This is a genomic window from Bacillus chungangensis, assembly GCF_030812995.1.
In the GTDB taxonomy this organism is placed as follows: Bacteria; Bacillota; Bacilli; order Bacillales; family Bacillaceae_C; genus Bacillus_CF; species Bacillus_CF chungangensis.
The window spans coordinates 1-21,180 of record NZ_JAUSTT010000005.1 but is presented as its reverse complement, the minus strand read 5'-3'; the positions used below and the strand labels follow the sequence as shown (position 1 = coordinate 21,180).

The following is a 21,180-nucleotide window of genomic DNA, read 5'->3' as shown; positions in this document are numbered from 1 at the left end:
TGATAGGGGAAAATAGAACGAGGGAGGTGTCAGATTTGAAAAAAGAGAGAGAAACCGCTTTTATCAAGCATTTATATCATTTGAATAAATGGGTGAAAACGGATGAGCTTGCTGCTTATTTTTCTGTTTCTACACGCACAATTCGACATTATATTAGTGAAATCAATGCGCTTCCCTACCCCGAACCACTCATTATGTCGTCAAATAATAACTATAAAATAAATGAAGCAATGTTTCTAAAATACAGAGAGCAAGAAATGCAAGAGAACGATATCCCAGAAACACCGATTGAACGCACTCATTATTTATTAAAAAACTTGATTTACAACCAAGAGGGTCTTAATATTTTTGATGCTAGTGAAGAGTTATGTGTAAGCGTTGCATCGATAGAAAGCGACCTGAAAAAGGTGCGTGCCTACTTAAAAAAATACGACCTCCATTTGCAACGGAAAATGGATGAGATTCAATTAATAGGTACAGAAATGAATAAACGGAAGCTAATGAGCCAAATATTTCAAGATGAGTCTAATGAAGAATTTCTCCATCTTGCCGATATTCAAAGTGATTTTTACGGTTATGATTTATCGTTAATGAAAGAAAAAGTAATCGATATTTTAAATCGCTATCATTTATTTATCAACGGGTACACGATTAATAATATTTTGCTTCATCTTGTCATTGCCATTGAACGAATTAAAAGTAATCACGTACTCGAACATATAAATCTCAAACAAATTAAAGATAGGTACGAGTATGATGCGGCTTTGGATATTGCCGCAGAGATCGAAAAGATTACCGGTGTAACATTTGATACGACCGAACTGTATTATTTAACTTTGTTGCTCGCCAGCAAAACAACTACTCTCAAGTACAACGATATTACCACTGAGAACATCAATGATTTTATTGAACCTGAATATACGAGATTAGCTAATAGGATTATTCATAAAGTAAATGAATATTTTTTTATCGATATTTCTGATGATGAGTTTATGATCAAATTTACACTTCATCTTCGGAACTTAATTACGAGAGCAAAATTCAATCGATATTCCAAAAATCCGATGACCAAAAAAATAAAGTCATCTTATCCACTTATTTATGATTTATCAGTATTTATAGCGAATGAGATTCAGGAGGAAGAAAATATTAGGATAATCGAAGATGAGATTGCCTATATTGCGTTTCATATTGGCGCCTTCTTTGAACGAAAAAAAGAACTTAAAAATAAAGTCCTTTGTGCAATCATTTGTCCTGAATACTACGGCATGCAAATGGAAACTGTGAATAGATTGACGCAAACATTTAGTGATTCATTAGAAATTACGAGGGTATTATCAACGACAGATACAAATATCCCACAACTAAATGTCGATTTGGTCATCTCTACTGTAGAAGTTCCACCAATTGCCGATATAGAGCTTATTCAAATTAATCCTTTTCTGACAGAAGCTGACCAGAGTAAAATCATTGCTAAAATAAGTGAAATGAAAAAGCGGCGTTATTTTACTAATATGAAATCCTACCTTGGCCAATATTTCGAACCAGCCCTTTTTAAGAAAAATATTTATTTTGATGATGAAATAAAAATGATTCGATTTATGGGCGAAGAACTGGTTGAACTCGATCGCATTGATCAACACTACGTTGAATCAATCATTGAAAGGGAAAAAATATCTTCTACCGCATTTAATCATATTGTTGCCGTCCCTCATTCAATGAAGATGAATGGGAAAAGAACGTCTATTTCAATCGTCATTAATGATAAACCTGTAAAGTGGGGAGAAAGCACTGTTCAGATCATTGCCATGATTGTCATGAATAGAGAGGAACGAAAAGAATTTCGCTCTATTTTTGATAGCTTCATTGAAGTGTTATCCGAAAGTAAAAATGCGAATAAAATTATCGAATCAAAAAACTATGAAGACTTCATTAGGATCTTGTCAGAATTAATGAAGCATCATAACTAAACTGGGACTTGCGGCAGTTGGCAAGTCTTTTTTTATTAAGAATTGATTATGTTGAGGCATCAAAACACTGGGAACACTCATTTATGGAGTGTTTCTTTTTTTTCAATAGATGTTGATAAAATATCAACACTAGCACTTACGTGAACACTTTTCGTATCGAGGTGCAAAACATTTTATTCATTTTCTAATGGAAAAAAATAAAATAATGAATACAATAAAGTATTGATTAAATATCAACACTTGTTTGGCATATGAGGAAAGATATCGTTATTGTGAACAAATTAACTAACAAAAATAAAAATCACCTGATAGCTCCTCCCCCTTATTTTTGCTTTGGCATTTTAGATCATTAGACTAAAGGAACTGAAAGGAGTCGAATTAGAATAAGTTTCGCTTAGTCAACTCAAACTCCAGTAAATGTAAAAGGTTTTCCAATTCTTTTATATGAACTTTACCTTTAGATTCTAAATGTCTTCTGATACTTAGATGCATGTTAATCAATGTGTAATCAGAAAAACTTTTGAGTTTATCTTTATTTACCAAATCCTTCACCCCCTTTCTTGGGGGAGGATAATCAAAAGTTTACAGTTAATATTGGAAGACACAACTAAATGAGCATAATCGAATGTCTATTGCAAAAAAAATGCTCCTTTCATGAACGATGATTCTAATGTTGAATATATCTAACATAAGACATGGTCAGTGAAATGAGGGATGCTAATTATATGACAAATACATCTATTTAGGCAACAACTAAGGACGTGTGGCAAATGGATCCGTATATCCCGTGGATAGCTCCAACAGGAACAATCTTGGCGGCAATTGGAAGTTCACCTTCTAAGCGTTTAGATAGTCAGAAGCGATTTTATCTTCAATTATGGGGTAATGAACTACAAGCAGTTGGTAATGCTTTGGAAGCTGAAGAACAATATGGACTTGAACGGATTGGTACGGAACTGCAAGCAATTGGAAATGTTACAGTTATCGGTGCTCTCCTTTTATTAGAAGGAAAGCAGGAAGTGCAGTTAGCGATCAAAGGGAATTTGATACAGGCTTTAGGTGGGGCGGCAGCACTTGCAGATGAATTGCAAGACGATACCGTATCTGATCGAGCACAAAGGGTGATTGGACATTTATTGCAGATTATAGGCAATTCTCTACAAGCAGTTGGTGGTTTTTATGAACTAAAATATGACTCAAAAGAAGGTTTTTATAAAAATAACATCAAAGCAGAAGAAGGGAAGCTTATTGTATTTAGTGGCAGTTGGATTCAGGCAGTCGGTTCTGTTATATTAGCGCTTGGAGAATCGCAAGGAAATAAGTGAGATATAGTTATTCAGATGATCGGCAAGTGATGTTAATATGAAAAGAAACATCATGGCGGTTAGAAGTAAGAAATGGGAAGTGGGACTCACTTCTCATTTCTTACTTCTAATAAATGTCCGATTGGTTAAAAACTAGACCCATTGATGAATGTTACTTTATTTATCTTTTGAAGGAATTATTTTTTGCGAATTAAGACACAAAGAGAATGAGAATCTTGTAAGCAAAAGCGGCTTTATGAAGATTCGTTATTTTTTAAGTATGAAACTTCTCTTGGTACACCGTATATTTCAGCCACTTCGTTGATTGTTAGGCTCGTGTCTTTATATTCATAAATGGCGTCATCTGGCATTAACAGCTCAACTGCAAAAGTGTTTGCCTCCACCTCGATTTTTTCTGGTGAAAAAAACGTATTCGCTTTCAAAAATTGAGTGTTAATATCCCGATGCAAGATGGCATGGCCAAGTTCATGGGCACATACAAAGCGCTGCATCTCTTTATCGAGTTTATTATTAATATGAATAAACTGAATTCGTCTGTAGGAGCTATAAAAGCCAAAAGTGCTGCCTAGCTCTGCAAATACAAATTCGATGCTGCGGGCCTTTCCAATTTCAAATGGGTCGTTCGTTCCGTATTTATCAATGATTTTTGCGACAATTTCTTTCATTCGAGACATAAAATTGCACTCCTATTTACGATATTTTTTAGGGGTGAATTTTTGTTTAGCTATCCGTTTTGCTAAGCGCATAGAGTTTTCAAGCGATGCAATAAGCAATTCACGATCCTCCTCGTCCATATCATCCATGCTCTGTCCATCAAACTGTGAGTAACCTTCTTTTTTTTCTAAATTGCTAATCATTTTTTCTAAATCTTTGGCGATATCTCGTTCGTCCTTTTCGGTTAATTCTGGAAGCTTTGAATCCCAATCGTTTTCTTTTTTTGCTGATCTGCCAAGAATGTAGTCAGTGCTCACTGCAAAAAAATCAGCTAGTTTAGAAACAGTTTCAAAATCTGGCTGTGTTTTTCCTAATTCATAGCGGGCATAAGTAGAACGATTAATCTTTAATCTATTAGCTAACTCTTGTTGAGATAATCCTTTTTCTAATCTTAACTGTCTAAGGCGTTCTCCATAATTCATCATTCAACGCTCCTATTAATCGATTATCTATATTATACGTGAAAAAAATGCACAAAGCAAAATAATGTGCTCAAAATGAACAATGACATTGACAGTGCAAAAAATGCACGATATAATTGGTGTATAAATTGCACAATGAGTAATGGGAGATTAATAGAATGTCTAGTACTATAAGGATAAACACTGTTTTTAAAAAGATTTTTGAACGATCGTATTTTTAGTGTATAAAATACACGAAGAATGAAAAGAACCAAACCGCGATTTTTTTTTCATTTAATTTGTGCAAAAAGTGAACATAAAATAGTAAAGGAATTGAAAAAATGAGTCCAACGTTACAAAGCCATCCAAAAAAGCAGCATCGCATAGATAAAAATAGAAATGAAACCGATTGCAAAAAACCGGCACTTAACCGAGTGCCTTTAAGTGAAGCAGAGATTAAAAACTTAATGGGAATAAATAGACCGACATATAGGCGCTACAGAGGTGCCTTTAGGCAGCGGTAGGACAAGTAAAAAGTAGCATAATAGTTTGATAGAAAGGTGATAAACATAATGAACAAAAAAGAAATAGAAAGCATGATAAAAGATTACCATTGGATGATCAATACTGTTCAAATGATGCACGATTCACTTGGAGCAGCTGGAGAGAGGCTTGCTGCTCAATATGGAGTCGAAGGTTCACTCCCGAAAGCAAAAGGTGCGATGAGCGATCCTATTTATCGAGAGTACTTGCGCAGGGAAAAAAGATGGAAGAAGTTAAATGAATACAAGATGAAAATAGAAGCGATTCAAGAATGTGCATGTTTAATAGAAGAAGAACGAGAATTGGAAGTGCTACATTGGTTGTTGGAAGGGAAAAACTATTCATGGATCGCTCGCCATATGGGATTATCTGAAAGGCATATTCGCCGTCTAAAAGATGCGATTGTCGAGCAAATGTCGAAAATGCCGAATTTGCCGAAAACGACGGGAAAGTCGAGAACGTCGGAAAAATGCATGTGTTAAATCGTAAAGTGTAAAATAAAAAAGCAATCATTCTTTAACTTCATACCAGCAGTTTTAACGCCATCCGCTGCGATGGCTTTTTTTATCCCACATCTAACTGGCAGTAAGACCCCCCACCTTAAGAGTAAGAGGAATCAAAGAAGTCTAGGTGGGGGATAACTGAAAGTCAAATGTCCGATTGGTTCGGGCCTACAGGACGTAGGTCACAAAGGCGTTGCAACAGGACGTTGCGATCTTAGCCTTTGTTCTACTTCTTGTCCATTGGGGGATGGGAGAAACCCCCCCACTGATGGAAGTTTCACTTTATGATAAAAAAATTCTTTCCAACTATTGGAGGACACGAAATGAACGATCAACGTTCGTTTCGTGTCCTTTTTTGTGCTTAAAAAAATGAACATTGGAGCTGATAAGGATGGAGGAACTCATTCAACAATATGATCATGCGCTTGCTGATATGGTAAGGCGGCAAAAAAATGTATGTGAAAAAGACAAACTATTGGTGTCGGGGATGGTTTCTGATTTGGAGTATGCACTGGAATGGATGAAAACGGGCCGTCAGCCTGGCAACCGCAGAGGCATTGAAAGAAGAGCCGCTTATCAACGGGAGCGTCCGTTTGATCCAGTGCTGATGCAAAGATATTTTAGAAGCGGGAAAGAAGATGTCTATGAATGGGATGACCATCAGGAGGAAAATTTAATCACGGCTCGCGATCGCAAGCGGATTGATGATGTGTTATCTGTGTTGACGAAAAGGGAATTAGAAGTGTACTTGATGTCGAGAGGCCATTGTTTGTCATTTGGCCAAATTGCGAACCAATTATGTGTATCGAAAGGTACTGTCCAAAAGATGATTGAACGCGCCGAAGCTAAAATTACAAAGAAGAAAAAAGAACAAATGTTGCATTTATGTGGATAAAAAATGAACTTGTCTTACGAAAGCCACCATATAGTGAAAGGCAAAAAACGAGAGAGGGGAGGCAAAGACGATGCTGGATACAGGGAAAGGAAGGCGGTGCCGAAAATGAACACAACTGAATCGCAAATCAAAAGACTGCGAACGATGGTGAATGACCCGATTCCTGATAGCGGAACAGATGCCGATGCGGCATTTTCCAATGCAGAGCTGGAAGAAATTTTAACCGAAACAAACGATATGTATCAAGCTGCTTCAGATATATGGATACTGAAAGCAGGCATGGTTCAGGGAGGAATTGAATCGTATGCTGTCGGCAGTGAACATTACGAGCTTACCTCAATGAAAGATCAATACGATCATGCGCTGGCAATGGCTAGCATGTATGTCGAAAGAGCAGGCCGATCATGATTCGCATACGGAGCAGCTTCAGGACAAAGGATGTGAAGCCATGGAAATTGGAGCAATGAGGCGCAAACATGTACAATGGGTAATCCAGCAAAATCCAGTTGAGGTCACGATCAAACGAACAGAAAAGACGAAAGCAGCAGGCCGCCTAGAGGAAACAAAAAAAGAGGCAGGCCCTTTTACTGTGCGGATTTTTGCCGCAAAGTCCACCTCTCCAGAAAAAATCGCAACGCTGGCAGGAGAAAAACTTGTTGATCGCAGTTATGAGATGCTGGCAACTAGTCAAGCTGATATCCAAGCAAGCTCGATTGTAAGAGATGAATTTGAGGCGCTTGGGATGCATTATATTGTGAAAACAGTCTCTCCGCAAATCGTGCATAGTGAGGTCATTGGCTATCGTTGTGAATTGGAAAGAGTCATATGATGACGAAAGAAAATCTTCAATACAAGAAGAAGGAAATAACAATGTTGGAGGGCCTATCAATGAGAGAAGCAATCAAACAACTGCTTGTCGCACATGTCCCAACAATAAATGGACATGTATGGGAGCCAACAGCCGCAGGGCCGCAGCTTGAGATGCCTTATCTCGTGTTAAGAGCTGGAAAACAGGAAAATAATGAATACGAAGTGCATGCTGCATTTTATGAAGTATGGCCATATGTAAGGCGGAGAACGTTTCAAGAAGTCGATCAGATATCTAAAGAGGTCATTGCTGCCCTTCACCAAAAAAGCTTTGCATACGATGGGACGCCTTATTATATCGAATATGTCGGCACTGTCAGCGATGACATGGTGGATGAAGATTGGGATGCCTTAACGCGGGGCTTGCGTTTTAAAATTTTTTCACTCGCTTGGCTATTGCATACTCCGATTGAACCAGATCCGGTCGAAGCGATGAAAAGATGGACGACAGCAAGATTTCCTCACATTAATACTGATCCGCTCGCATTGCTCACCACAGATCATCTGAGTCTCTTCTGGCGGCAAACAACGATTACATCTGTTGAGGAAATGCATTGGGGCGCTTGGCTTACTGTTAAAATGCACGGCCATCTCCTTGCTGCAGATGCATCTACTCGCAGACAGTGGGTTGAAAAGATTACAAGGCAGCTTGCCTTAGATACGGGCGCATCTTTGTCAGACAAGTCAAAGCTGACTTTTTTAACTGTATCGGCAAATCATGACCAAGATCCATTCAAAGCGGGGCAAATTGAATTAGAAGTTCGTTATGGCATCCTTCATGGCAAAGCAGTGTATGAAAAATTAAACAGGGTAGAAGTTGATCCGAAACGAGGAGGTGTTATATATGGCAAAAAATAAGCAAACAACAACAAACATCCCCCCTGTATCAAATGAACCGAAGTACAGCCGTTCTGAAATCATCGGGGCGGCTGCTTCTTTTGGGGTGATGCCTGAATTAATGGCAGGTGCAATGAAATTAGCAGGAAAAAATCACTTAACTCGTTCGGAAATAGAAAAGGCAATCCGACAGTTCAAAAAAAGGGAGGCTTAACACATGATTGGAGAATTATTTAGACTAGGTGAACAAAAAGTTCGCCCTGGGGTATATGTACGTTGGTTTAACGATGGAGCATTAGCAAAATATTCGCGGGCGATTGGCATCGCAGCGGCAGTTATTAAATCTAACTGGGGGCCGCTCGAAAAAGCAATCACGATTGAGGATGAGAGCGACATTCTCGATAAAATCGGTTCAGGCTATGGCGCTGAAGTGGTAAAAGAAATTTTTCAAGGCGGCGCTTATACTGTTCAAGTCGTACGAGCTGGTACTGGAGGAGCGCTTGGCGAAATCGTCTTAAAAGATGAAGAAGGAACTGACACGCTTCGTCTCGGAACGAAATATCCAACTTCCCGCCAATTTACGGTGACAATTCGGACAGCACTTGATGTGTCTGAAAAAGAGTTTATTGTCTTTGAAGGCGATCGTCAAATTGAAAAATTAACATTCAAGAGCGGCGAAAATGAAGGGAATCATCTTGCCTCACTTCTAAATGAAACGAGTAAATATTTCGACGCTGTCGTACTAGAAAACGAAGGAAGCAGCATTGCTGCGATTTTAAATGAAAGTGTAAAAGGCGGAGAAGACCCAAAAGTAACCGCTCAAGATTATGTAGATGCATTCGGAGTTATCGAAAAGCGCTTCTTTGATGGGATTACGGTCGATTCTGAAGACCCGATCATTCATGCTAGTTTACAAGCTTTTGTCAATCGCAAATTGCGTGAAGGGGCAAGGTTTACTGGTGTTGTCGGTGAAAAGATCACGGTCCCATTTGAAACACGAAAGAACAATGCTCGTTCGTTTAACGACTTTGCAATGATTTACGTCGGCAATGGTTTTGAAACGAAGACCGGAGGCGTAGATGGGGCAAAAGCTGCCGGGCACGTATTAGGGAAGATGGTTTCTGCTTCCTATAAATCTAGCTTAACGAAGAAAACCGTTAGAGGCTCTGTTGGCGTATACGGTGAATTATCCTCTTCACAATATAATGAGGCAGCGAAGAATGGAATGCTCGTGTTCTCCTTAAATCCAGATGGACTGGCGCAAGTAGATTACGGCATTAATACCCTCGTTTCCGTTGCTAGCGAAGAAGATGATGGCTGGAAAAAAATCCGCCGCGTCCGCACTCGTTTTGAATTAATTGACCGTGTGGCCTTTACGCTTTCTAAAGCAATGGGAAGCGGCGACGGCATTGACAATTCCAGCGATGGACGTCAATACGTGATCACTGTTGCCAATGGCATTATTAATGACATGATCATGGAAGGCGGACTGGAAAGCGGCGAATTGATTGTGGACGAGCAGAACTTGCCTAAAGGAGATGCGGCATGGTTTAAATTCCGTGACCTTGTCGATCTTGATGGCATTGAGAAGCTATATTTGGCATTTGGCTTTCAATATTAAGGCAGGTACTTTTTCTTTTTATAGCAGAGAAAGGGCTTCCTTCTCTGCTCCCAAGATTAGAAATTTGATAGGCAAAACTGCCGATACATTGTCACCATCAGTGAGGAATGAGAAAGCTCACTGATGAAAGTTTCACATATTACTTAAATAGGAGTGATCAGTATGTCTGATGGAAGATACGTATTTAGGAATTGTATTCCAGATGGTTCGATCGATGTTGTCAATGTGCAGCCGGGTGAAATCCTTAGTCGTGAGTGGAGTTTTCGTGTGAATATGCCGCCTGAATTGCAAGAAGAATTGGATGGCGGCGAATGGGATCCAAGAAACATCCTTCATGGAAAAGACGGAGAGCTTTATGATGAGGAAGGAAATTTCCTCGCCGAAGTGAATACGTTCCAAGCGCAAATGAATTTCAACACGAATGACTATCAAGCAGCAGGAAACATGGTCGTATGGGGTATTACGACTGGCTATACATTCACACTTACTTTTACAGAAACGATTGTTAGAGACAAAATGCTCGTCAAAATCTTAAATGGCTTCAAAAAAGGCGAAAAAATGCCGCAGCTAAACTTTACTGGTGTATTAAGAGCACACGATTAATGGAAGGAGAATGCATATGTCTACTGAAAAACGAACGAATGAAGAATTATTGGCCGTGGAGGAGGATGTCCTTCGCGGCCTCCTTGATGCAGCCGCTGACAATAAAAATGACACTGTCATGATTGAAATTGCCCGCAAAGGCAAAGTGCTCTTTCAATTCCGCATCCATGGTTTAACAGAAAAAGAATATAACGAACTGCAAGACCAAGCAACGAAATTCAAGAAAGCGAAAAACCTTGGCGGCGTAAAAGTAGCAGAAGAGACAAATATTACAAGATTCCGTTCTCTATTAATCTATCATGCGACAGCAGCTGAGGATCGCAAACGACTATGGAACAACAAAGAGGCGTGGAAAACACTCGGTGTCTTAAATGGGCCAGATTTAATCGATAAAGTCCTAAAAGCTGGTGAAAAGAAAGCGATCATTGACAAAATCGATGAGATGAGCGGCTATAGCGATGATACGGAAGAAATAGTAAAAAACTCATCGGAGCAGGAGGAAAACTAACCCTCCTGCATGAAGTCTTCCAACGAACGGGCAGAACGCCTGATGAAATCATGAACAAGCCTGAGGGCGTTCAGTCGTTCGTATTTGCTTCGATGATGTATCAAATGGAGAAAGAATACAAAAATGCCAAGCTCCATAAACAGCCAAAGGGGTGAGATAGTGGCAAATGAACAAGTATTTAGAATAGAAATTCCCATCGAAGTAATTGATTCGTTTTCTCCAGGTTTAAAAAAAGCAGAAAAAGAAGTCACTGCTTTTCAAAGAACGATCATGAATATGCAAAAGCGAATGGACCAGCTCACCAAAGGAAGGTGGTCCATGACAATTGGCGCGATTGATCAAGCTTCAAAAGTCATCAAGACCGTCGGTGGCTACGCAAAAAAGGTCGCAAATAGAACGTACAACATCGCGTTCTGGGCGATAGATATGGTAACCAAACCTTTAAAGGGCATCATCGACACCGCCATTTCCCTCCTTGGCAAGATTGGTCCCGATGCGATGGGCACTCAGCTTCCTATCCTCATTGCCGATGTCAAATCGCTTTTTAACGAAACAGTCTTTATGAGCTGGGGAAGAGGGATGGATAAAGCCCTGTCGCCGGCGTTAATAAAGTTTAGAGAATGGAAAAATGAAAATAAAGATATTCTCGATGAAATGAGCAGCAAAATCGAACAATATGGGGAAAAATTTGCCTCCTTTATGATCAAGCACGTAGAAACAGCGTCATCTTATCTAGCTGATTTATTTTTATCGGACAAGTACGAAGATTTGTCCTTCGGTGCAAAAGTAAAATTAATGATCGATGATGCCAGTAATTCGTTTTCTGACTGGTGGGATCGTATCGGACATGATCAAGTAACAGGATTGACTGGAAGAATGGGCACTGCTTTTGGAGACTTAATCAAAGGAGCCGTACTTGGTGCTTTAGGAGTAGACTCGGAAGGCGCTAGTGCCTTTACGAAAGCAGGAGCAGATGCAGCCTCTAGTTTTATAAAAAACTTCATCGAAAGCCTTGATATCGGAATGTTGGCAACTGAAATAGCAAAAAAATTTGCCTCCATCAATTGGAATGCGATCACGGGAAATGGCTCGATAGCAAATGCGATTATTTTTGATTTACTGGCATTAAATGCTGCTTCAAAGCTATTGAAACCATTCGACAAAGTGAAAGAATTGTTTGGCGGGAAAGGCGGTAAAGGAAAAGGGAAATGCGCGCAAGTAAAGGCTTCTGTTCAAGCGAATAAACCTCCTGCCCCGAAAGAGGATTCTTATAGTAAAGCAATGAAAGAAATGGCTCAACAACGAAAATCAGAAAAACCGAAAAGCAGGTTTAAGTTTCCCAAACTTCCCAAACTCCCAAAATTACCAAACATGGCAGGAGCAATAGCAGGAAAAATACCAGGACTCGGTTCATTGTTGGGAGCGGCAAGTCTCTTGACAATGTCAAAAGAAGAGTTGCCTGGCGGCGTAGGCTCATTAGCTGGCGGCGTAGGTGGAGCAGCAGCTGGGGCTGCAATTGGCTCGGTCGTACCTGGAATTGGCACAGCCATAGGCGGCATCGCCGGAGGTGTTATCGGTTCTCTTGGCGGCGGTGCGGTTGGTGATTGCCTTGGCAGCTTAGATTTTAAGGCGATCGGAATAAACATCAAGGAGGCTTTTAGCAGTGCTTTAGATTGGATATCCGATCAGTGGAGCAGCTTTAGCAATTGGTTCAACGAGACTGTGTGGACACCGATCAGTACAGGGGCTTCCATTGCAGCAGATTGGATTAGCGAGAGCTGGAATACGCTAAGCAATTGGTTTATGGAAAACGTCTGGACACCGATATCCGACTTCGGAGTAAATACGCTAAACTTTCTTGTCGGTCTTTTTGATATGGGAAGAGAGTGGATTGCAGAAAGATGGCAGGCTTTAAGCAGTTGGTTCATGGAAACCGTCTGGACGCCGATCTCGGAAGGTGTTGGTACAGCCGTTGATTTCATTATTGAGCGGTTCACTGAGACTTATAACTGGTTGTCCGAGGTCTGGGGGGCTGTAGCCGAATGGTTTATGGAAACGGTCTGGACGCCTCTTTCGGAAGGCGTAGGTCTAGCAGTTGATTTCATCATTGAGAGGTTTACTGAATCCTATAACTGGTTGTCCGAAGTTTGGGGTGTTGTAGCAGCGTGGTTTGAAGAAACTGTTTGGGCTCCTCTCCAAGAAGCTGTGGGAGTAGTGACAGAATGGTTTACTGAGCACTTCTCTAGCGCAAGCGAAGGCATCATGGAAGTCTGGGGTGCGGTAAACGAATGGTTTACAGAAAACGTATGGGGACCGATTGAACAAGGTGTAGAAGCCGTAACAGGAGTTATCACAGGAGCCTTTGAAACTGCCTGGGGAATTGTTTCAGATATATGGGGCGGTATAAAGGACATGTGGAATGGTGTCAGCGGCTGGGTTTCCAATCGATGGGACGGCGTTACAAGTTTTTTTAGTAAGACGACTAAAAGAGGCGAGGATACAACTGGTTTAAAAACAAGCAAGTCTTCATCCGGCAAGAAAAAGTATGCAAACGGTGGCTATATTAATCGCCCGCATCTCGGTCTTGTCGGTGAAGCAGGGCCAGAGATGATCATTCCTCTTTCAAGCAGCAGAAGAAGCCGTGCTATGGAATTGTACGAGAGAACAGGACGAATGCTCGGGGTAAAACCATTCGCAAGCGGCGGTCTAGTTGGAAAAGTACCGTTGGCATCAAATGATGCCACAGTCGTCGGAAATGCTGGCGCTGTATTTGGTGATATTCATGTCAATCCGAGTGTCAGTGTTATCGTACAAGCGGAAGGAAACGATATCGATGCCAACAAGATCGCGGAGAAAATTGCAGATGCGGTTGGTTTGAACTTAGCAGAAAAAATGCGGGAAGTGGCAGGAAATATGCCGCTTGCGACATAAGCAAAGGCGGCATCGCGCCGCTTTTTTTTTAGGAACGTGTTCTTTCAATCTTCTTATATCAATTACTTTAGGAGGTGTGCAATGAAAATATCGTTAATCGATATGAACAATAAGCAGACATTGGTATTCCCTGTATCTCCAGAGGAACTTCGTGTGCAAATGGGGCCTAAAACGTTATCATTTTCGCCGATTACAATTGGCGATATTGAGATGCCAAGAGGAATGACGTCTGTCAGGGTGAGCTGGGAAGGATTTTTCCCTGGTGTCAGACAAAGCGTTCCTGAAAGGCACACAGATTTGCCGCCAAATGATATTGTTCGCCTGCTGGAAAGGTGGATGGGAGCAGAAGGAGACGATTATCAGCTTCGGCTCATTATTACCGAATCTTCTTGGAATATCCCTGTCTTTTTGTCGTCATTTGAACCGAGTTATCGGGGTGGATTTGGCGATATTTATTATGCGATTTCTTTTACCGAAAAGCGATCCTTTTCCGTTCAAGAGAAGAAGCCTGAGCAAGCAAGCAAGCCTCCGGAAAAAAGACCCGATCCGAAGCCGCAGCCCAAAACACATACGGTTGTTAAAGGCGAAAATTTATGGAATATTGCGAGGAAATACGCAGGACATGGCGGCAAATGGCCGGAACTCTGGGAAATCAACAAAGATAAAAGCAAGAGTAAAAACCCTGATTTAATTTATCCTGGCGAAGTGTTTACTTTGCCTTCTGGGTGGTGAGCAAATGGCAATCGATTTATCAAAAGTAGCTTATCGCCTTACTTTGGTGCCGCCAGATGGCCGGCAAATAACGGTAGACCATCTGATTTTATCTGCGTCTCTTGAGACATTGCCGCAAGAACTTGCTGCCCGCTTAAACGTTCAGCTTAAAAATGTGAAATTGAAAGACGGCTGGATTCATCAACATGTTTACCTTGCCAAAAGACTTATTTTACAGGCAACAGATGGCAGCGGTTGGAAAGAAGTTTTTCGCGGGGCTGTCTATCGTTGGAAAACGAATGCGTCTGATCACACGATTGAAATAACAGCGTATGATCCACTGTTCCCGCTGCAGCAATCAAAGGAACATTGGTATTTCGGATCAGGCGAGACAGGGGCATCTAGTATTAAAAAGATCGCTGAAAAAGCAGGAGTTCCCGTTGGGCGCATCGATGGACCGACTGTGAAACTAGCAAAAAAACCTTACTCAAATGGAAGTCTAGGCGATATTATCGCAGATCGTTTAGAAGAATCGGAGAAAAAGGGCGCAGGCCGCTTTCTTGTGCGGTCTACACAAGGCAGTTTAGAAGTCGTCAAAGAAGGGTCTAATGAAACGATCTATGTGTTGGACGATCACTTCGTCGAAGATAGCGCTGACGAGCATAGCATCGAGAACTTGGTTACTCGTGTGAAAATCTATGGCAACGAAGGGAATGAAGGCAGAGCGCTTTTAAAAGCAGTGAAAGATGGGAATACGAAATTTGGCATCATTCAAGAAGTGTTGTACAGCGATTCTTATGAAAGTGTCTCAGAAGCTCAAAAAGCAGCCGATGAAATGTTAAAAGAAAAAGGCAAGCCAAAAATCGAAAGGTCTCTCAATGGCCCAGATATTCCGTGGATTCGCAGAGGGGACAAAGTCGAAGTGAAAACAGGCACCATTGGCGGACGCTATATCGTTGAAGGAATTTCTAGAGATATTTCTTCATTGCGGATGAGCTTGAATCTAAGGGGTGATTAGGATGGAAGGAAGCAAGGGAGCCAACGCTTTACTGCAAGTAATGCGAGAAACAACAGCCAAAACAATCGGTTTTCAAGTAAAGTCAGCGATCCTTGGCACGATTACAAGCAGCGGTCTTAAATTAGACCATTTTGAACATCCAATTCCGTTAACAGATTGCAGCGTAATGGAGGAAAAGGCAACACTGATTTCCGAATCAACCGGAACGTCACACGATTATATCATTCGATTAAAACTGGAAGAAGGCGATCGGGTTCTTTGCGTCCCGATAGACGAGGGAAGAACGTACATCATCATAGGGCAGGTGAAATAAGATGGCAGAAACATTATATCCTGCTTTTGATACACCAATCATCATTGCAGAGGATGCTTTTGATCAACAGCCGCTCGATGTTGTTGCCCCAGTTTTTAATATGGAAACCGTTCAGCTTGACATCAATGGTGTAGGCCAAGCGGTAATCGGCGATGAAAAAGACGCCTATCGTTTTTGGGTGATGAAATGCCTGCTTACAGAGCGCTATCAATATCCAGCTTACAGCAGTGATTTTGGCGTAGAATTAGCGAATATTGTCCGTTCCTTTCATGATCGCGGCATTGCCGAAAGTGAAATCAAACGAACCATCACCGAAGCATTAATGGTTGATGCACGAACGAAAGCGGTCGATTCCTTTGCATTCGAATGGAAAGGAGACAATGTGTGGATCACTTTCCAAGTGGAGTCTGTATACGGAACGGAATTTTACGAAATGACGAAAGGCGGTGAAGCAATTGGAACAGTCAACATTCGCCCTGCCTGACTTTTTGCAAGTAAGCGAAGAAGACATTCACCAACGCATGTTGAAAAGCTTGCCTCGCAACTACGACCTTTCCGAAGGTGCGTTAATTTATGACGTAACAAAACCTGTTGCGATGGAAAAAGCGAAGATGATTGAATACGAACTAACACTGACAATGATGATGATGTTTCCACAGTTTGCGGAAGGGATATTTTTAGATTGGCATGGTACACCGATTGGTGTGACGAGAAGGCCGGCTGTTGCTGCTAAGGGGTCGCATATGGTTTTCATCGGCAAACCTGGCGTGACGATTCGGGCAGGTACAAAAGTAGCAACGGTCGCGAGCGATCATACTGCTGCGATTGTTTTTAAGACAACACAAGAAATAACGACAGACGAAAACGGGAAGGCAGTAACTTCTATTGAAGCAGTTGAACCTGGGGTGGTCGGAAATGTGCCGGCCGAATCGATTCGTATTCTCATGGAACCGATACCGGGAATTGTCGAAATCATCAATGAAGAAGCGACAAGTGGTGGAGCAGATATTGAAAGCGACAGCTCATTCAGGGAGCGGATTATAGACCGTGATCAAAATAAATCATTAAGTGGTGCCCGCCGAGATTATGAAAGATGGGCAAAGGAAGTTCCTGGAGTTGGAGAAGTGATCGTCTTGCCAGAATGGAACGGAGCTGGAACTGTCAAAGTGATGATAACAGACAGCAATGGAGGCGTCGCCACTCCAGAATTAATCGCCGCAGTTCAACAGCATATTGCTCCTGATGAAAGAAAGGGTGGAGGACTAGCGCCAATTGGAGCGCTTGTTACTGTTGATTCGGTTGAAAGGATGACCGTTCATCTTTCCTTCTCCTTAGAATTAGAAGATGGGGCAGATATAGAAGAGATACTCGCTTCGATTAAACAAGCGGTCGCTGCTTACTTTTCCGACGTTTCGATTGGCGGGCTGATCCGTTATGCGCGAATAGGATCGTTCATTATCGAAACGCAAGGGGTAAAGGACTATGACAATTTATTACTGAACGGGCTTGCGGAAAATATCCAGCTCGATAGCGGAGAAATCGCTGTTGTTGGTGAGGTGAAGGCATCGTGAAAGACCGCATGATCACCTCACCAACTGCTAAAGAGATGCTATCTGCTATTCTTCCAATCTATCACCACGATGCGTATATGCTTCATATTTTTGAAGCAAATGGGAAAGAGCTTGATGATCTTTGGAAGACGGCCAAAAGTGTCCGTGAGCAGGTTTACCCGCAATTTGCATCATGGTCTCTTTCCTACTGGGAGCAGCGGCTTGGTTTAAGCAACGGGAAAGGATTAAGTATAGAAGAACGCCGCAAACGAATCATCGTATTTTTAAATACTTATTTTCCTGTTAACAAAGAGCGTGTTGAAATGGTTGCTTCTGCGGCAGCTGGAGTAAAAGTAACAATCGAAGAAAATATCGATGATTATGTATTTCGCATCAATTTAGACAAAACAGCTGAAAACGTAGATTTTCCAAAACTTATTCACGAAGTAAATAAAATCAAACCCGCTCACCTTGGGTATCGCATCACCCAACACTTAAGTGGAAAAATGCATTTGGCATCCGCAATGCTTTTCGGGGAGGAAGTAACTGTCTATCCTTGGCGGAACACCGAGCTAGAAACAAAGGGCTATGCGCGATTTGGAACCGCATCACGATCTTTAGAAACAATTTCTATTTATCCCACATCTAACTGGCAGTAAGACCCCCACCTCAAGAGTAAGAGGAATCGAAGAAGTCTAGGTGGAGGATAACTGAAAGTCAAATGTCCGATTGGTTCAACTAACCATTAGTAGGGGATGAGAGAAAACCCCTACTAATGAAAGTTTCACTTTATCCCCTCTCTAGCTAACAAGAAAATTCCCGTTAAGAATAAAAAAAGAAGAAGTCTGACGGGGGAACTGTTAGTAAATGACCGATTGATTCCAACCATTAGTAGGAGATAAGAGATTCCCACTAATGGAAGGTTCACTAAATCCGATAAAATTTTGATAGAACGGAGTAAATGATCATGGCAGAAAAATATTATACGATTCTAACTGCTGTTGGAAAAGCGAAAATAGCAAATGCGCAAGTACTTGGAAGAAAAGTCGATATCACACATCTTGCAGTTGGTGACCGTCAATATAATCCGTCTGAAAATCAAACAGAACTGCAAAGCGAGGTCTGGCGTGGAAACATTAGCTCTATTCACACTGACGAGGAAAATTCGAATTGGATTATCCTCGAAGCTGTTATCCCAGCTGATGCAGGAGGATTCAATGTCAGAGAAGTTGGAGTATTTGACGCAGAAGGCGATTTAATTGCAGTCGGAAAATATCCTGAAACATACAAACCGATTTTAACAGAGGGCTCAGCAAAAGACCTATATCTTCGTATGATCATTGAAGTAACAAACGCATCATCAGTTCAATTAAAAATCGATCCGACCATCGCCATGCCATCACGTAAATGGGTAGAAGAAGAAATAGGCAAACACGCTAATACAAAAGCTTCTTTAACACAGGTAGGGCATGTTCAATTGTCTGACGCTGTCAATAGCACAAGCACAACAGAAGGAGCGACACCAAGTGCGGTTAAAAAAGTAAATGATCTTGTTATTGCGCATAAGGAAAAAATAGCGACAAATGAAACGAATATTACAGGTTTAACAAATAGAATGAATTCGGCAGAAGACCAAATTGAGCAAATCCAACAAAACGTAGGAGAAGAATTTGAGCAGCTGCCTAATATGGTAGACTCTGTGAAAACTACTGTGGAAGCTGTTAAGAAACAAACAGATTTGATTCCGACAATCAAAACGAAAGCGGATTTGATTGGGATGGCGAATCCATCTACAGCGGGGACAGATTCTTTATTTAAATACTTAAAGCGAATCGAAGGGAAAATTGAGTCTAACAATATCTTTACTGGGACTCCTAAATTCGTATCTTCTAGACATTATTCAAATTCTTCGAATGCAACAATTGTAAATATTACCGGAAAAGGTATTGTAACATCATTTAACTTAGCATCTAACACCTCCGCGCTTGGAGAAGTTGAAATTACAATCGAAGCAGATGGACAAGTTGAAACCTTCAATATTGAAGGTAGTTCCATTTCACATGGGACTGGACTGTTTTCTCCGATGATAGAATTTACTAATAAACTAAAAATTAGTCTTTCTTTTAAATCTTCAACTTCAAACTATTTGTATGTGAGTGCGAGTTACATTTTAAAATAATAATTCAAAGGAGGAACTTAAATGTTAGAAGTTTTACGTGAATATGTTGAAAATGATAAACAAGTTACTGAATATACACGAGACGGAGAAACTATTTCCCATCGGGTTGAAGTGCCTGTAATGTCGGAAATTCCCGAGGATGAGGTTATTCCTGTACAACCAACTTTTAACCAAAGAATTGAAAAATTACAAGAAGAAAATTTGCAACTATCTTTAGCTCTAGCAGAAATGTTTGAGGAGCTAACTAAGCTGAAGGACGGTGAAACGGAATGATTTATGTTTATGTACGACTTATTCAAGCGGGATTGAGAGAGCTGCAGCAAGTACCAGTTATAATTCGTAGCGATGTCCAAAAAGCGTTAGTTGCGCATAAGAACGATGATGTGCAACATAAAGAAATGATTAATCATGTTTGAAAGTGAAAGAATTCTCGTTCTTAAACACATCACATATTCCGAAAAATAAATAAACACCCAAGAAAAATGTTTAATCTACTAAGGAAGAAGGTTAATCTACTAAGAATGTAGAATAAACGATATAGATTATTTTTAGGGGAGAGTAAGATGGAATTAGTTCATTTCTTAGATAACAGTCTGTTTGATGAAAATGCAGAAAAAACTTTTTTAGCTCACAAAAAAATCATGAAAGAAAGCCTGCCTGAGGCTGATGTCCAGCACGTTGGAAGCACAGCCATTCCTAATAGCCTAACAAAAGGTGATTTAGATATACAAGTACGTGTTATCTCTGGACAATTCTTTGAAGCAGTTGACTCACTTTCAGCATTATATGAGCTTAATGAAGGCAGTATAAAAACAGACAGGTTTAGGGCTTTTAAAGATGATTCCACTATTCCACCTCTTGGAGTACAATTAACTGTCATAGGTTCAGAACACGATTTCTTTTGGAAGTTTCGTGATGTTTTATTACGAAATGATCATTATAGGAAAGAATATGACGAGTTAAAAAAGAAGTATGAAGGGAAGGCTATGGATGATTATAGAAAAGCTAAAAATGAATTTTTCCAAAGATTAATGAAAACTCCAGAATATAAAAAACTATGACATATGAATTTCTTTAGTAAAATTCTCCTTTTTTATTGAATAATCTATCATCTAATAATGAGTGTTGGGAGTTTTGACCTGGGTAGCTTTTTTTGTTGTACGAACGTATAGTTCAGTTAAGAAAGACAGCTAATAATTGAAATAGAAAAAACAGTCACACCTACACCTTCATAAAGGTGTTTTTTTATGTGCGCCAGGCATGGCAACTATCTAGGTGGTGAAAGTCCGCTGTGGGGGTACACATCAACCAACCACTAGAGAAGCGCAAGGTACTTATTTCGAGGTAAGGGCTGAAGGAAGCGCGTATCAAAATCTTGGCTCGACGAACAGAAATCTGATACGAGGCTCTATGGGCGGATAAGACTCCATAACAAGTCAAAGTCCAAAAAGATGTGCGTAATCCTATAGAGTAAATCAGGCGAGTAAAAGAGGAAAGCTAGTTGTCTTACCCTGGGAGGTCTCACGGACAGCTGAGGAGTCCCCTAAGAAGAAAGTTGGTCGAAAAAGGTTTATCGTGAGAAGTCAGCCGATGCCGTAGTGCGTGCGTGGCAGCACGCTCATCAGGTGGGTTAAAGTCCCACTGAATCTCGGACTAGGAGATTCATATCCAAACTTGGGAGTAACGACTCA

At 40.8% G+C, this 21,180-nt stretch carries 25 protein-coding genes; 23 read left to right on the top strand and 2 right to left on the bottom strand.

What is annotated here, in order from left to right:
• The first annotated feature begins 35 nt into the window (after positions 1–35).
• Both J2S08_RS05355 and J2S08_RS05350 read left to right on the top strand, forming a co-directional pair.
• Positions 36–1,970: a BglG family transcription antiterminator gene (locus tag J2S08_RS05355; protein WP_307227402.1), complete on the top strand. Its 1,935-nt coding sequence runs from the start codon at positions 36–38 to the stop codon at positions 1,968–1,970.
• A 770-nt stretch (positions 1,971–2,740) separates the two neighbouring features.
• Positions 2,741–3,295, top strand: coding sequence for a DUF6944 family repetitive protein (locus J2S08_RS05350; RefSeq protein WP_307227400.1), 555 nt, complete (start codon positions 2,741–2,743; stop codon positions 3,293–3,295).
• Positions 3,296–3,528: 233 nt separating this feature from the next.
• Here J2S08_RS05350 and J2S08_RS05345 read toward each other — a convergent pair whose 3' ends face one another.
• Together J2S08_RS05345 and J2S08_RS05340 are read right to left on the bottom strand one after the other, a co-directional pair.
• Entirely contained in the window at positions 3,529–3,969 is a 441-nt protein-coding gene (locus tag J2S08_RS05345) for an ImmA/IrrE family metallo-endopeptidase (protein ID WP_307227398.1), read from the bottom strand.
• Positions 3,970–3,981: 12 nt separating this feature from the next.
• On the bottom strand, positions 3,982–4,431 hold the full coding sequence (locus J2S08_RS05340; protein ID WP_307227396.1) for a helix-turn-helix domain-containing protein: 450 nt from the start codon (positions 4,429–4,431) through the stop codon (positions 3,982–3,984).
• 320 nt (positions 4,432–4,751) lie between these two features.
• Here J2S08_RS05340 and J2S08_RS05335 point away from each other — a divergent pair, with 320 nt between their 5' ends.
• From J2S08_RS05335 to J2S08_RS05240, 21 genes are all read left to right on the top strand, one after another.
• Positions 4,752–4,934 carry a hypothetical protein gene (locus J2S08_RS05335; protein WP_307227394.1) on the top strand — a complete coding sequence of 61 codons (183 nt, stop codon included), beginning with the start codon at positions 4,752–4,754 and terminating at the stop codon, positions 4,932–4,934.
• A gap of 48 nt (positions 4,935–4,982) precedes the next feature.
• Complete coding sequence (locus tag J2S08_RS05330; protein WP_307227392.1) at positions 4,983–5,435, top strand: helix-turn-helix transcriptional regulator; 453 nt, start codon at positions 4,983–4,985, stop codon at positions 5,433–5,435.
• Between the two features lie 412 nt (positions 5,436–5,847).
• Positions 5,848–6,351, top strand: coding sequence for a sigma-70 family RNA polymerase sigma factor (locus tag J2S08_RS05325; RefSeq protein ID WP_307227390.1), 504 nt, complete (start codon positions 5,848–5,850; stop codon positions 6,349–6,351).
• A 105-nt stretch (positions 6,352–6,456) separates the two neighbouring features.
• Positions 6,457–6,759 carry a hypothetical protein gene (locus J2S08_RS05320; RefSeq protein WP_307227388.1) on the top strand — a complete coding sequence of 101 codons (303 nt, stop codon included), beginning with the start codon at positions 6,457–6,459 and terminating at the stop codon, positions 6,757–6,759.
• A 40-nt stretch (positions 6,760–6,799) separates the two neighbouring features.
• Entirely contained in the window at positions 6,800–7,180 is a 381-nt protein-coding gene (locus J2S08_RS05315; protein ID WP_307227386.1) for a hypothetical protein, read from the top strand.
• A 59-nt stretch (positions 7,181–7,239) separates the two neighbouring features.
• Positions 7,240–8,076 carry a hypothetical protein gene (locus tag J2S08_RS05310; protein ID WP_307227384.1) on the top strand — a complete coding sequence of 279 codons (837 nt, stop codon included), beginning with the start codon at positions 7,240–7,242 and terminating at the stop codon, positions 8,074–8,076.
• Entirely contained in the window at positions 8,063–8,269 is a 207-nt protein-coding gene (locus tag J2S08_RS05305; protein WP_307227382.1) for an oligoribonuclease, read from the top strand. The genes J2S08_RS05310 and J2S08_RS05305 overlap by 14 nt, the downstream gene beginning before the upstream one ends.
• 3 nt (positions 8,270–8,272) lie before the next feature.
• The gene (locus J2S08_RS05300; protein ID WP_307227381.1) at positions 8,273–9,676 is read left to right on the top strand and encodes a phage tail sheath subtilisin-like domain-containing protein; all 1,404 of its coding nucleotides are present in this window, start codon (positions 8,273–8,275) and stop codon (positions 9,674–9,676) included.
• A gap of 162 nt (positions 9,677–9,838) precedes the next feature.
• A complete protein-coding gene (locus J2S08_RS05295; RefSeq protein WP_307227378.1) occupies positions 9,839–10,279 on the top strand; it encodes a phage tail tube protein in 441 nt (146 codons plus the stop codon).
• A gap of 16 nt (positions 10,280–10,295) precedes the next feature.
• Complete coding sequence (locus J2S08_RS05290; RefSeq protein ID WP_307227376.1) at positions 10,296–10,787, top strand: phage tail assembly chaperone; 492 nt, start codon at positions 10,296–10,298, stop codon at positions 10,785–10,787.
• 159 nt (positions 10,788–10,946) lie between these two features.
• Positions 10,947–13,718 carry a hypothetical protein gene (locus J2S08_RS05285; protein WP_307227375.1) on the top strand — a complete coding sequence of 924 codons (2,772 nt, stop codon included), beginning with the start codon at positions 10,947–10,949 and terminating at the stop codon, positions 13,716–13,718.
• Positions 13,719–13,799: 81 nt separating this feature from the next.
• Positions 13,800–14,450 carry a LysM peptidoglycan-binding domain-containing protein gene (locus J2S08_RS05280; RefSeq protein WP_307227373.1) on the top strand — a complete coding sequence of 217 codons (651 nt, stop codon included), beginning with the start codon at positions 13,800–13,802 and terminating at the stop codon, positions 14,448–14,450.
• Between the two features lie 4 nt (positions 14,451–14,454).
• The gene (locus J2S08_RS05275; RefSeq protein WP_307227370.1) at positions 14,455–15,447 is read left to right on the top strand and encodes an XkdQ/YqbQ family protein; all 993 of its coding nucleotides are present in this window, start codon (positions 14,455–14,457) and stop codon (positions 15,445–15,447) included.
• A gap of 1 nt (position 15,448) precedes the next feature.
• Positions 15,449–15,760 carry a DUF2577 family protein gene (locus tag J2S08_RS05270; protein ID WP_307227368.1) on the top strand — a complete coding sequence of 104 codons (312 nt, stop codon included), beginning with the start codon at positions 15,449–15,451 and terminating at the stop codon, positions 15,758–15,760.
• A gap of 1 nt (position 15,761) precedes the next feature.
• The gene (locus tag J2S08_RS05265; RefSeq protein WP_307227366.1) at positions 15,762–16,244 is read left to right on the top strand and encodes a DUF2634 domain-containing protein; all 483 of its coding nucleotides are present in this window, start codon (positions 15,762–15,764) and stop codon (positions 16,242–16,244) included.
• Complete coding sequence (locus tag J2S08_RS05260; protein ID WP_307227364.1) at positions 16,216–17,331, top strand: baseplate J/gp47 family protein; 1,116 nt, start codon at positions 16,216–16,218, stop codon at positions 17,329–17,331. The genes J2S08_RS05265 and J2S08_RS05260 overlap by 29 nt, the downstream gene beginning before the upstream one ends.
• Positions 17,328–17,969, top strand: coding sequence for a putative phage tail protein (locus J2S08_RS05255; protein WP_307227363.1), 642 nt, complete (start codon positions 17,328–17,330; stop codon positions 17,967–17,969). Before J2S08_RS05260 ends, J2S08_RS05255 begins: the two co-directional genes overlap by 4 nt.
• A gap of 308 nt (positions 17,970–18,277) precedes the next feature.
• Entirely contained in the window at positions 18,278–19,489 is a 1,212-nt protein-coding gene (locus J2S08_RS05250; RefSeq protein WP_307227361.1) for a phage tail protein, read from the top strand.
• A 21-nt stretch (positions 19,490–19,510) separates the two neighbouring features.
• On the top strand, positions 19,511–19,762 hold the full coding sequence (locus tag J2S08_RS05245) for a hypothetical protein (RefSeq protein WP_307227359.1): 252 nt from the start codon (positions 19,511–19,513) through the stop codon (positions 19,760–19,762).
• Positions 19,759–19,905, top strand: a complete 147-nt coding sequence (locus J2S08_RS22435; protein ID WP_370875633.1) for a CD1375 family protein — start codon at positions 19,759–19,761, stop codon at positions 19,903–19,905. Before J2S08_RS05245 ends, J2S08_RS22435 begins: the two co-directional genes overlap by 4 nt.
• 147 nt (positions 19,906–20,052) lie before the next feature.
• Complete coding sequence (locus J2S08_RS05240; protein WP_307227357.1) at positions 20,053–20,550, top strand: GrpB family protein; 498 nt, start codon at positions 20,053–20,055, stop codon at positions 20,548–20,550.
• The last annotated feature ends 630 nt before the right edge of the window (positions 20,551–21,180 follow it).

Coding starts and splice junctions, on each gene's coding strand:
- J2S08_RS05350 (WP_307227400.1), top strand. CDS start 2,741: ATGGATCCGTATATCCCGTGGATAGCTCCAACAGGAACAATCTTGGCG.
- J2S08_RS05345 (WP_307227398.1), bottom strand. CDS start 3,969: ATGTCTCGAATGAAAGAAATTGTCGCAAAAATCATTGATAAATACGGA.
- J2S08_RS05340 (WP_307227396.1), bottom strand. CDS start 4,431: ATGAATTATGGAGAACGCCTTAGACAGTTAAGATTAGAAAAAGGATTA.
- J2S08_RS05335 (WP_307227394.1), top strand. CDS start 4,752: ATGAGTCCAACGTTACAAAGCCATCCAAAAAAGCAGCATCGCATAGAT.
- J2S08_RS05330 (WP_307227392.1), top strand. CDS start 4,983: ATGAACAAAAAAGAAATAGAAAGCATGATAAAAGATTACCATTGGATG.
- J2S08_RS05325 (WP_307227390.1), top strand. CDS start 5,848: ATGGAGGAACTCATTCAACAATATGATCATGCGCTTGCTGATATGGTA.
- J2S08_RS05320 (WP_307227388.1), top strand. CDS start 6,457: ATGAACACAACTGAATCGCAAATCAAAAGACTGCGAACGATGGTGAAT.
- J2S08_RS05315 (WP_307227386.1), top strand. CDS start 6,800: ATGGAAATTGGAGCAATGAGGCGCAAACATGTACAATGGGTAATCCAG.
- J2S08_RS05310 (WP_307227384.1), top strand. CDS start 7,240: ATGAGAGAAGCAATCAAACAACTGCTTGTCGCACATGTCCCAACAATA.
- J2S08_RS05305 (WP_307227382.1), top strand. CDS start 8,063: ATGGCAAAAAATAAGCAAACAACAACAAACATCCCCCCTGTATCAAAT.
- J2S08_RS05300 (WP_307227381.1), top strand. CDS start 8,273: ATGATTGGAGAATTATTTAGACTAGGTGAACAAAAAGTTCGCCCTGGG.
- J2S08_RS05295 (WP_307227378.1), top strand. CDS start 9,839: ATGTCTGATGGAAGATACGTATTTAGGAATTGTATTCCAGATGGTTCG.
- J2S08_RS05290 (WP_307227376.1), top strand. CDS start 10,296: ATGTCTACTGAAAAACGAACGAATGAAGAATTATTGGCCGTGGAGGAG.
- J2S08_RS05280 (WP_307227373.1), top strand. CDS start 13,800: ATGAAAATATCGTTAATCGATATGAACAATAAGCAGACATTGGTATTC.
- J2S08_RS05275 (WP_307227370.1), top strand. CDS start 14,455: ATGGCAATCGATTTATCAAAAGTAGCTTATCGCCTTACTTTGGTGCCG.
- J2S08_RS05270 (WP_307227368.1), top strand. CDS start 15,449: ATGGAAGGAAGCAAGGGAGCCAACGCTTTACTGCAAGTAATGCGAGAA.
- J2S08_RS05265 (WP_307227366.1), top strand. CDS start 15,762: ATGGCAGAAACATTATATCCTGCTTTTGATACACCAATCATCATTGCA.
- J2S08_RS05250 (WP_307227361.1), top strand. CDS start 18,278: ATGGCAGAAAAATATTATACGATTCTAACTGCTGTTGGAAAAGCGAAA.
- J2S08_RS05245 (WP_307227359.1), top strand. CDS start 19,511: ATGTTAGAAGTTTTACGTGAATATGTTGAAAATGATAAACAAGTTACT.
- J2S08_RS22435 (WP_370875633.1), top strand. CDS start 19,759: ATGATTTATGTTTATGTACGACTTATTCAAGCGGGATTGAGAGAGCTG.
- J2S08_RS05240 (WP_307227357.1), top strand. CDS start 20,053: ATGGAATTAGTTCATTTCTTAGATAACAGTCTGTTTGATGAAAATGCA.